The organism is Enterobacter cloacae complex sp. 2024EL-00227 (genome assembly GCF_043945315.1).
Classification (GTDB): Bacteria; Pseudomonadota; Gammaproteobacteria; order Enterobacterales; family Enterobacteriaceae; genus Enterobacter; species Enterobacter roggenkampii.
In genome coordinates this window covers 92451-103562 of record NZ_JBIMQP010000014.1, presented here as the reverse complement: position 1 = coordinate 103562, position 11112 = coordinate 92451, and the positions used below count along the sequence as shown (strand labels likewise).

The 11112-nt window shown below is 52.4% G+C and carries 10 protein-coding genes; 6 read left to right on the top strand and 4 right to left on the bottom strand.

Features of this window, described 5'->3' with window-relative positions; all coding sequences use genetic code 11:
• Nucleotides 1-156 precede the first annotated feature (156 nt).
• Complete coding sequence (gene mobB, locus ACHH0Z_RS20805) at nt 157-660, bottom strand: molybdopterin-guanine dinucleotide biosynthesis protein MobB (RefSeq protein ID WP_045408667.1); 504 nt, start codon at nt 658-660, stop codon at nt 157-159.
• Nucleotides 657-1241, bottom strand: coding sequence for a molybdenum cofactor guanylyltransferase MobA (gene mobA, locus ACHH0Z_RS20800; RefSeq protein ID WP_045408670.1), 585 nt, complete (start codon nt 1239-1241; stop codon nt 657-659). The genes mobB and mobA overlap by 4 nt, the downstream gene beginning before the upstream one ends.
• 68 nt (nt 1242-1309) lie before the next feature.
• Here mobA and ACHH0Z_RS20795 point away from each other — a divergent pair, with 68 nt between their 5' ends.
• From ACHH0Z_RS20795 to dsbA, 3 genes are all read left to right on the top strand, one after another.
• Nucleotides 1310-1579: a YihD family protein gene (locus ACHH0Z_RS20795; protein WP_008501866.1), complete on the top strand. Its 270-nt coding sequence runs from the start codon at nt 1310-1312 to the stop codon at nt 1577-1579.
• Nucleotides 1580-1654: 75 nt separating this feature from the next.
• Complete coding sequence (locus tag ACHH0Z_RS20790) at nt 1655-2641, top strand: serine/threonine protein kinase (RefSeq protein ID WP_045408673.1); 987 nt, start codon at nt 1655-1657, stop codon at nt 2639-2641.
• A gap of 26 nt (nt 2642-2667) precedes the next feature.
• Nucleotides 2668-3291, top strand: coding sequence for a thiol:disulfide interchange protein DsbA (gene dsbA, locus ACHH0Z_RS20785; RefSeq protein ID WP_008501864.1), 624 nt, complete (start codon nt 2668-2670; stop codon nt 3289-3291).
• Nucleotides 3292-3314: 23 nt separating this feature from the next.
• On the opposite strand, the gene ACHH0Z_RS20780 is transcribed toward dsbA, so the two are convergent.
• Nucleotides 3315-4223: an acyltransferase gene (locus ACHH0Z_RS20780; protein WP_045408676.1), complete on the bottom strand. Its 909-nt coding sequence runs from the start codon at nt 4221-4223 to the stop codon at nt 3315-3317.
• Between the two features lie 440 nt (nt 4224-4663).
• Between ACHH0Z_RS20780 and polA the strand changes: the two genes are divergently transcribed.
• Entirely contained in the window at nt 4664-7456 is a 2793-nt protein-coding gene (gene polA, locus ACHH0Z_RS20775; protein WP_021242776.1) for a DNA polymerase I, read from the top strand.
• Nucleotides 7457-7767: 311 nt separating this feature from the next.
• On the opposite strand, the gene yihA is transcribed toward polA, so the two are convergent.
• Nucleotides 7768-8397, bottom strand: a complete 630-nt coding sequence (gene yihA, locus ACHH0Z_RS20770) for a ribosome biogenesis GTP-binding protein YihA/YsxC (RefSeq protein WP_008501861.1) — start codon at nt 8395-8397, stop codon at nt 7768-7770.
• A gap of 580 nt (nt 8398-8977) precedes the next feature.
• Here yihA and yihI point away from each other — a divergent pair.
• Together yihI and hemN are read left to right on the top strand one after the other, a co-directional pair.
• Nucleotides 8978-9493, top strand: a complete 516-nt coding sequence (gene yihI, locus ACHH0Z_RS20765) for a Der GTPase-activating protein YihI (RefSeq protein WP_008501860.1) — start codon at nt 8978-8980, stop codon at nt 9491-9493.
• 188 nt (nt 9494-9681) lie between these two features.
• Nucleotides 9682-11055: an oxygen-independent coproporphyrinogen III oxidase gene (hemN, locus tag ACHH0Z_RS20760; protein ID WP_045408678.1), complete on the top strand. Its 1374-nt coding sequence runs from the start codon at nt 9682-9684 to the stop codon at nt 11053-11055.
• The last annotated feature ends 57 nt before the right edge of the window (nt 11056-11112 follow it).

Here is an 11112-nt window from a genome sequence, read left to right as displayed (position 1 = left end):
ATGCCGAACTCAGAAGTGAAACGCCGTAGCGCCGATGGTAGTGTGGGGTCTCCCCATGTGAGAGTAGGGAACTGCCAGGCATCAAACAAGTGAAGAGGCCATCCGAAAGGATGGCCTTTTTGCGTTTATGCGCCAAAAAACGGTAGCCCGGGCAAGTCAGACCGCACTCCACGCCACAATAAACTGCGCAATCCCGTCCACATCATTTAAATCCAGCACCGGAACCTCAAGTTCCACTGCCACATCGCTAGCCACCGCAATGACATGCTCATCCAGCGTTAACTCGCTCAAATCATGCCCGGCATCGCTTCTGAAAAGTAGGATCTTAGGCACAGCCTCATGCTTAAACCCCTCAACCAGCACCAGATCCAGCGTGGAGTGATCCATCCGGTTAACCAGATAAGCGAGATTCAGCGGCGCCTCATCCGGCGTTTCTGTCATTAACGCCCAGCGCTGAGGACTTGCTACCATCGTTTGTGCTGCTCCGGCCTTACGCAGCTCATAGCTGTCTTTTCCGGGCGTATCAATGTCCATGTTGTGATGACTATGCTTAATCAAACCAGGGCGAAGCCCTCTGGCACAAAGCGCAGGAATGAGCTTTTTCAGCAGCGTGGTTTTCCCGGTCCCACTCCATGCGGAAATGGCTAAAAGGGGTATCATTTTTTCTCCTGCATCATCTGCAAATCTTCACTCGTATTTACGTTCACAAACGCTGATTTCACATCGCTAAAATCAACGGAATGGCCGCCAGACTCACGCATAAAGACCATCACTCTGCGCTCTCCCGCGGCCAGGTAGGCCAGCAGAGCAGGTGCAAGCGATCGATGCATCAACGCGACAGCAGGATGGTCACGTTCGCCGTCATGCACCCAAACCACAGGCGCTGTACCACGAAGCAGGAACAGACGCTCGACAAGACAGGACGGAATAAACGGGGTATCGCAGGGGCAGAAGATAAACCACTCACCCTGCGACTGTTGCATGACCGAAAGCATACCGGCAAGCGGGCCCGGGTAATTCTCAAGGCTATCCTGATAAACGGCGTAGCCGCTGCGCCGGTAAGTGTCGATATGCCGGTTAGCGCTGATGGCTATAGTCGTCACCTGACCTGCGAGCGTATCGGCGACATGCTGCCACAAGGGTTTTCCATTAAGAAGCTGAAGCCCCTTATCTTTTCCGCCCATTCGCGTTGCTCTGCCGCCTGCCAGAACGACCCCGATGATTTCCTGGCTAACATTCACGAATATCGCCTCTTTTATTGTGGGATTGACCCTGCTAACGTGTCACTCTAAATGAAAGGAGCACCACCATGAAATGTAAACGTCTGAATGAAGTTATTGAACTCCTCCAGCCCGCCTGGCAAAAAGAGCCAGAGCTCAATCTGATGCAATTTTTACAGAAACTGGCAAAAGAGTCAGGTTTTGACGGCGATCTGGCAGACCTTTCTGACGACATCCTGATCTACCACCTTAAAATGCGCGACTCTGCCAAAGATGCTGTTATTCCTGGTATTCAGAAAGATTATGAGGAAGATTTTAAGACTGCATTGCTGCGCGCCCGAGGCGTAATTAAAGAGTAAAAGCTTGTAAGCGGCGGCACCGAAATCGCCACAAGATGATATCCTGAATCATTCGTATAATTTCCGGATGATCGGATGAACGACCAGGCTTTTACTTTCCAGACATTACACCCGGACACCATTATGGATGCCCTGTTTGAACAGGATATTCGGGTGGATTCCGGGCTAACACCGTTAAACAGCTACGAAAACCGCGTCTATCAATTTCAGGACGAGGATCGTCAGCGCTATGTCGTAAAATTCTATCGTCCTGAACGCTGGTCCGCTGAACAAATTCAGGAAGAGCATCAGTTCGCTCACGATCTGCTGGATGACGATGTCCCCGTTGCCGCACCGCTAAAATTCAATAACCAAACGCTCCTTACGCACGAAGGGTATTACTACGCAGTATTCCCAAGCCTGGGGGGACGTCAGTTTGAAGCGGATAATATCGATCAGATGGAGTGGGTTGCCCGCTATCTTGGGCGTATACACCAGACGGGACGCAAAAAAGCCTTTATTGCCCGCCCGACTATGGGGATTCAGGAATACCTTCTTGAACCGCGCACAATATTCGAAACGTCTGCAATGATCCCCGCAGCGCTAAAGTATGATTTCCTCAACGCCACCGATAAGCTTATTGCTGCAGTGAAAACCTGCTGGCGCGATGATATTTCCGTCCTGCGCCTGCATGGCGATTGTCACGCCGGGAATATTCTCTGGCGTGACGGCCCGCTGTTTGTCGATCTTGATGATGCGCGTATGGGGCCAGCGGTTCAGGACCTGTGGATGTTGCTCAATGGCGACAAAGCCGAGCAGCGCATGCAGCTTGAAACCATTATTGAAGCTTATGAAGAATTTAGCCCGTTTAATTCAGACGAAATTGCCCTGATTGAGCCTTTACGTGCGATGCGTTTTGTTTATTATCTCGCATGGTTAATCAGGCGTTGGGACGATCCGGCATTTCCTCGTAATTTCCCGTGGCTTACCGGAGAGGATTACTGGCGTAGCCAGATATCTACATTTACTGAGCAGGTTAAGGTTCTTCAGGAGCCCCCTCTGCAATTAACGCCGATGTATTAATGGACACACCCAGGAGAGAGTTAATCATGAAAAAAATTTGGCTGGCGCTGGCAGGTATGATTCTGGCATTTAGCGCTTCTGCTGCACAGTTTACCGACGGCAAACAGTACATCACGCTGGAGAAGCCGGTCGCTGGCGAGCCACAGGTACTGGAGTTCTTCTCGTTCTATTGCCCACACTGTTACCAGTTCGAGCAGGTGCTGCATGTCTCTGACAACGTGAAGAAAAAGCTGCCGGAAGGCACCAAAATGACCAAGTACCACGTCGAGTTCCTGGGCCCATTGGGTAAAGACCTGACTCAGGCATGGGCGGTGGCGATGGCACTGGGCGTAGAAGATAAGATCACTTCGCCAATGTTTGAAGCCGTACAGAAAACCCAGACCGTTCAGACCACTGCGGATATCCGTAAAGTGTTCGTTGATGCCGGCGTGAAAGGTGAAGAGTACGATGCCGCATGGAACAGCTTCGTGGTGAAATCACTGGTTGCCCAGCAGGAAAAAGCGGCTGCTGACCTCCAGCTTCAGGGCGTTCCGGCGATGTTTGTTAACGGCAAATATCAGCTGAACATGCAGGGCATGGACACCAGCAGCATGGATATTTTCGTACAGCAGTATGCAGATACCGTGAAATACCTGGTTGAGAAGAAGTAATTTCGCTGATGTAAAAACGCCGGTCACTGACCGGCGTTTTTGTATGAAGACTTTATCTTGTCTATCTGTTCGTCTTTCTCTTTCCAGAGCGTATTAAGCCACTGCTGGAAACGACGTTTGAAGTTCTTATCGTTTACGTAATCACCGTGCAGTTCAGCGTCAATCGGGACCAGGTCGACGTGCACGACAATACGCGTCAGTTTGCCGCTGAGCATATCGAAGAACGGCGTCTTATCGTTTTCCGGATAGCAGAGCGTGACGTTAAGAAGTTTATCGAACTGTGCTCCCAGCACGTTAAGCGCCATCGCAATCCCCGCTGCCTTTGGCGGCAACAGATGCTGATAGGGAGAGCGCGTTTGCTGGCGCTTCTCTTCCGTAAACCGGGAGCCTTCAACAAAGTTCACGATGGTCGTTGGATGCGCACGAAACTTTTCACAGGAGCGGCGCGTGGTCTCCACATCCTTACCGCGACGTTCCGGATGACGAATCAAATAGCTGCGCGAATAGCGTTTCATAAACGGCATATCGAGCGCCCAGCAGGCCAGCCCGATAAAAGGCACCCAGGCGAGCTGCTGTTTCAGGAAATATTTGTTCATCGGGATGTGTTTGCGAAAAAGCACGCATAACACCACGATGTCCGCCCAGCTGTGGTGATTGCAGATCAGCAGGTACCAGTTCTTTTTGTTAAGGTTCTCCAGCCCTTTGACATCCCACTTCAGGTGCGGGTTAAGGCGCAACAGGATCGCCAGTCCTTCGCACCAGCAATACATCATGAAATTACAAAATGCGGACACGGCTCGCCACACCACGGATACAGGCAGCAGCAATTTAATGATCCCGGCGAGAATGATCGGTACGGAACAGGCGATCGTCACCAGGATAGTTAAAATGATGCTTAGCAGTAATGTTATTGCAGCGAGAAATCTCGACATGATGAGCTTTTTCAGGTAGTTAGCTGTAAGTGAGCGACCGGCTAGTCGACGCTGGGCGCTGATTTTACCAGAAAACAGACAAATGAATGGCGCTTTCACAGGGTGATTTGGCGGCTTTTACCCCGGCGCAGAAGATTTCGCTGTCGTTCTGCGTAAATCAAGGCTTATATCCACATAGACCAAACTGCCATCAGTTGGCCATATAGAGGCGATCTCATATCATAACAATCTGATAATTAAGATCTAAATATTGCCTTATATGTAATTTTTACGTCTGTTATTCATATGAAGTGAAAATACTCACAAACTTATCCACAGTTTGATTTTTACGAGCGATCCTCACGATCGCAAAATCTTTTCCTGTATCGGGCCTGAATAACTGATGTTTTCATCCTTCTGTGGCATCCTTTACGCATAAATTGATTAAAGGCACGGACATTATGGTTCAGATCCCAGAAAACCCTCTTATTCTCGTCGATGGCTCTTCTTACCTGTATCGGGCGTACCATGCGTTTCCTCCTCTGACCAACAGCGCAGGGGAACCTACCGGCGCAATGTATGGCGTGCTGAATATGCTGCGCAGCCTGATCCTTCAGTATCAGCCAACCCATGCGGCCGTCGTGTTTGATGCGAAAGGCAAAACGTTCCGCGACGAGTTGTTTGAACATTACAAATCCCACCGTCCGCCAATGCCTGACGATCTGCGTGCGCAGATAGAGCCGCTGCATGCGATGGTGAAAGCGATGGGTCTGCCGCTGCTGGCCGTTTCTGGGGTTGAAGCGGATGACGTCATCGGTACGCTGGCGCGTGAAGCTGAAAAGATGGGTCGTCCGGTACTGATTAGCACCGGTGATAAAGATATGGCGCAGCTGGTGACGCCAGGGATTACCCTGATTAACACCATGACCAACACCATTCTTGGGCCGGAAGAGGTGGTCGCAAAATATGGCGTGCCGCCAGAGCTGATTATCGACTTCCTCGCGTTGATGGGCGACTCCTCGGATAACATTCCTGGTGTCCCTGGCGTCGGTGAGAAAACCGCGCAGGCGCTGCTTCAGGGGCTGGGCGGGCTGGATACGCTCTACGCGGAATCAGACAAAATCGCCAGTCTCTCCTTCCGTGGTGCCAAAACCATGGCTGGGAAGCTGGAAGAGAACAAAGAGGTGGCTTATCTCTCCTATAAGCTGGCCACAATCAAAACCGATGTTGAACTTGAACTGGGCTGTGAACAGCTGGAAGTGCAGCAGCCTTCTGCGGACGAGCTTCTAAGCCTGTTTAAGAAATACGAATTTAAGCGCTGGACCACTGACGTGGAAGCCGGTAAATGGCTGCAGGCAAAAGGGGCAAAACCTTCCACAAAGCCGAAGGAGACGATTGTCGTTGATGCAGAAGAGCAGGCGGAAGAAGAAGCCGTGGCGCTTTCCTTCGACAATTATGAAACTCTTCTTGAAGAGTCACAGCTCATTGCCTGGATCGAGAAACTGAAAAAGGCGCCGGTCTTTGCCTTTGACACCGAAACGGACAGTCTCGATAACATCTCTGCCAATATGGTAGGCCTGTCATTTGCGACAGAGCCAGGTCATGCGGCCTATGTTCCCGTGGCGCACGATTACCTGGATGCGCCGGAACAGATCTCCCGTGAACGCGTGCTTGAACTGCTGAAGCCGATTCTGGAAGACGAAAAGGCGCTCAAGGTTGGGCAAAACCTCAAGTACGACCGCGGCATTCTGCAAAACTACGGCATTGAACTGCGCGGGATCGCCTTCGACACCATGCTTGAATCCTACATTCTGGACAGCGTCGCGGGCCGCCATGATATGGATTCTTTATCTGACCGCTGGCTCAAGCACAAAACCATCACCTTCGAAGAGATTGCCGGCAAAGGGAAAAATCAGCTCACCTTTAACCAGATCGCTCTTGAAGAAGCAGGGCGCTACGCGGCGGAAGACGCTGACGTTACGCTGCAGCTGCACCTGAAGATGTGGCCAAAACTGCAAAAGCACGAAGGTCCGCTGAATGTGTTCCAGCATATTGAGATGCCGCTGGTACCCGTGCTGTCCCGCATTGAACGCAACGGCGTGAAAATCGATCCAACGGTGCTGCATAACCACTCCGGGGAGCTGGCGCAGCGCCTGACCGAGCTGGAGCAAAAAGCGCATGAGCTTGCAGGCGAGCCGTTTAACCTCTCTTCACCGAAGCAGCTGCAAACCATTCTGTTTGAAAAGCAGGGCATCAAGCCGCTGAAGAAAACCCCTGGCGGTGCGCCTTCAACCTCTGAAGAGGTGCTGGAAGAGCTGGCGCTGGATTACCCGCTGCCAAAAGTGATTCTGCAGTACCGTGGTCTCGCGAAGCTGAAGTCTACCTACACTGATAAGCTTCCGCTGATGATCAACCCGAAAACGGGCCGCGTGCACACCTCATATCATCAGGCTGTCGCGGCGACCGGTCGTCTCTCGTCAACCGATCCCAACCTGCAGAACATCCCGGTACGTAACGAAGAGGGCCGCCGTATTCGCCAGGCTTTCATCGCACCAGAGGATTATCTGATTGTCTCTGCTGACTACTCGCAAATTGAGCTGCGCATTATGGCGCATCTGTCCCGCGACAAAGGCCTGCTGACCGCGTTTGCCGAAGGGAAGGATATCCACCGGGCAACCGCGGCGGAAGTCTTCGGCTTGCCGCTGGACAGCGTGACCAACGAACAGCGCCGCAGCGCTAAAGCGATCAACTTCGGTCTGATCTACGGCATGAGCGCGTTCGGCCTTTCACGCCAGCTCAATATTCCGCGTAAAGAGTCGCAGAAGTATATGGATCTCTACTTCGAGCGCTACCCGGGCGTGCTGGAATATATGGAACGTACCCGCGCGCAGGCGAAAGAGAAAGGTTACGTTGAAACCCTGGACGGCCGCCGTCTCTACTTACCGGACATCAAATCCAGCAACGCGGCGCGCCGCGCGGGCGCAGAACGTGCCGCGATCAACGCCCCCATGCAGGGGACCGCGGCGGACATTATTAAGCGTGCAATGATCGCCGTGGATGCCTGGCTCGAGAAAGAGAAACCGCGTGTGAAAATGATCATGCAGGTACACGATGAACTGGTATTTGAAGTGCACAAGGACGACCTCGACGCCGTGTCGAAGAAGATCCACGAACTGATGGAAAGCAGCATGACGCTGGACGTGCCGTTGCTGGTGGAAGTGGGAAGTGGTGAAAACTGGGATCAGGCTCACTAAGGGTTCTTCGCATAACGCGCTTTTTATGTAAGTTTGCAACATGGCAACGCGCTTTTTGTGACGATCATTAGAATTCCCTATGTAAAGAATGAAAAAAAACTACAAAAAGTGCTTTTTCTGCAACACAAAAAGGGGTAGAGTTATCGGCGTAGGGTACAGAGGTAAGATGTTCTATCTTTCAGACCTTTTACTTCACGTAATCGGATTTGGCTGAATATTTTAGCCGCCCCAGTCAGTAATGACTGGGGCGTTTTTTATTGCGGCAAAGAAATGTTCAGGCAAAAAAAGCGCGGCCATTGCCGCGCTCGGTATTACTCTTCTTCCGCTTCCGTCGCGGGTTCCAGCTCGCTAAACCAGGTGTCGAGCTTCTGACGCAGCTTGTCCACGCCCTGCTTTTTCAGCGAGGAGAACGGCTCAACCTGCACATCGCCGTTGAACGCCAGCACCGCTTCACGAACCATATTCACCTGCGCTTTACGCGCACCGCTTGCCAGCTTATCGGCTTTCGTCAGCAGCACCAGCACGGCGATATCGCTTGCCACCGCCCAGTCGATCATCTGCTGATCGAGATCTTTCAGCGGGTGGCGAATATCCATCAATACCACCAGACCTTTCAGGCACATGCGTTTTTCGAGGTATTCACCCAGCGCACGCTGCCATTTGATTTTCATCTCTTCGGGTACCTGCGCATAACCGTACCCCGGTAAGTCGACCAGGCGTTTGCCCTCTGCGACTTCAAACAGGTTGATCAGCTGGGTACGGCCAGGTGTTTTTGAGGTACGCGCCAGGTTCTTCTGATTGGTCAGCGTATTCAGGGCGCTGGATTTCCCCGCATTAGAGCGGCCAGCAAAGGCCACTTCAATACCGGTATCAGAGGGGAGGTGGCGAATATCGGGCGCACTGGTGACAAAATGCGTCTGTTGGTAGTTCCAGGTAGTCACGTGGTCGTCTCCAAAAATCGTAATCTGAGGGGGATTATACCTGAATGCGGGCAAAAGACTTTTTTCATTGCACTCAGCCTGTAGGCTTAAACCCTGGCCGCTGTGAGAGATTGGCTATACGTACTATGGGAGATTTCAGAGAAATCGCAGGAGCAAGAAAAAGGCAAACTGTTTTAAATCATCATCTTATTTCCAGGTAATTATCTGAAAATCCGTTTTTGTACCGTTTCGTTGCTTGTTAGTTTAAGCGAACACGGTAAAGTATGCGGCAAGGCGAGGAAGCCAACAGGATGATGACTTAAGGATAAGGGTCAGGAGCGCCAGGAGGCGAAGACGCAGGATTGTCAGGACGACCAGCGCCTGGAGGCGTTTTAACAGGAAATGGAACCGTATCACGGACGGTATTAGCCAAGGGATAAACAGGGTTTGTTGTTGGCAAACATGGAATGTCTGACCCGTTAAGGGTTGTGAGTCAGGAAAAAAGGCGACAGATTGCTCTGTCGCCTTTTTTCTTTGCTTGCTTTCTGCTAGATTTCGCCGCAATTCTATACTGAAGAAAACGACTTAAAGATAAAACATCATGAAAAAACCAACCTCCGCTGCGGGCGCGAAACGCCCTGCAAAAGCACGCCGCAAAACGCGCGAAGAACTGAACCAGGAAGCGCGCGACCGCAAACGCGACAAAAAACATCGCGGTCATGCTGCGGGTAGCCGTGCCAACGGTGGTGGTGCAGCGGGCGCTTCTGCAAAAAGCAAGCAGCAGAAAGATCCTCGTATCGGCAGTAAAACTCCCATTCCACTGGGTGTGACAGACACCCCGGTCACTAAGCAGCACAAACCAAAGAGCGAGAAACCTATGCTTTCACCGCAGGCTGAGCTGGATTTGCTGGAGAACGATGAGCGCCTGGACGCGCTGCTGGAACGTCTTGAAGAGGGTGAAACCCTGACCGCTGAAGAGCAGTCATGGGTGGATGCCAAACTGGATCGCATCGACGAGCTGATGCAGAAGCTGGGTCTGTCTTACGATGACGAAGACGACGAAGAAGAAGACGAAAAGCAGGAAGATATGATGCGTCTTCTGAAGGGTGGAAACTAACATTTGCACCCGGCAGGCACGATAGTCCTGCTTATAACCCTTCCGGTTATATGTTATCTGGTGTGGTTATTCGTTAAACTACGGCGGTTGTCGCGGCGACAGAAGTGGCTGCGCACCCGAATGATGTCCCGCAATGGGGTCAGAACGGGCCGCCGTATACGAACGCGACACCAACGGAAGGAGTGAGCATGTCAGCACCAACTATCGACTGGGATTTGGCCCTAATCCAGAAATATAACTATTCCGGGCCGCGTTATACGTCATACCCCACCGCGCTGGAGTTCTCCGATGCCTTCGGCGAGGAGGATTTTCAGCAGGCTGTCGCGCGCTATCCTGAGCGTCCGCTGTCGCTCTATGTCCATATTCCGTTCTGCCACAAGCTTTGTTACTTCTGCGGCTGCAATAAAATCGTGACCCGCCAGCAGCATAAAGCCGACCAGTATCTTGACGCGCTCGAACAGGAAGTTGTGCATCGCGCGCCGCTGTTTAAAGGCCGTCACGTCAGCCAGCTTCACTGGGGCGGCGGTACGCCAACCTATCTGAACAAAGCGCAAATAAGCCGCCTGATGACCCTGCTGCGCGGCAATTTCAGTTTTAACGTCGACGCTGAAATCTCGATCGAAGTCGATCCGCGTGAAATTGAGCTGGATGTGCTGGATCACTTACGCGCAGAAGGCTTCAACCGCCTGAGCATGGGCGTGCAGGACTTCAATAAAGAGGTTCAGCGCCTGGTGAACCGCGAGCAGGACGAAGACTTTATCTTTGCCTTACTCAACCATGCGCGTGACATCGGTTTCACGTCGACCAACATCGACCTGATTTACGGCCTGCCAAAGCAGACGCCGGAAAGCTTCGCCTTTACGTTGAAGCGCGTGGCTGAACTCAGTCCGGACCGCCTGAGCGTCTTTAACTACGCGCATCTGCCGACGCTCTTTGCCGCCCAGCGCAAAATCAAAGATGCCGATCTGCCTTCTGCCCAGCAGAAGCTGGATATCCTGCAGGAAACCATCACCTCGCTGACCGACACCGGCTATCAGTTTATCGGCATGGATCACTTTGCCCGTCCGGACGACGAACTGGCGGTCGCTCAGCGCGAAGGGGTCCTGCACCGCAACTTCCAGGGCTACACGACCCAGGGCGATACCGATCTGCTCGGCATGGGCGTCTCCGCCATCAGCATGATCGGCGACTGCTACGCGCAGAACCAGAAAGAGCTAAAGCTGTATTACCAGCAGGTGGATGAGACCGGCAACGCGCTGTGGCGCGGCATCGCATTAACCCGTGACGACTGCATCCGTCGCGATGTGATTAAGGCGCTTATCTGCAACTTCCGTCTCGATTTCAGGGACGTGGAAGCGCAGTGGGCGCTGAACTTCAGCGATTATTTCGCGGAAGACCTGAAGCTGCTGGCGCCGCTGGCGAAAGACGGGCTGGTGGACGTGTCGGAGAGCGCGATTGAGGTCACGCCGAAAGGGCGTCTGTTGATCCGCAATATCTGCATGTGCTTTGACGCATATCTGCGTCAGAAAGCGCGTATGCAGCAGTTCTCGCGGGTGATTTAAACGGTAATGCCGGGTGGCGGCTTCGCCTTACCCGGCCTACAAAAGTGCGAAATGTAG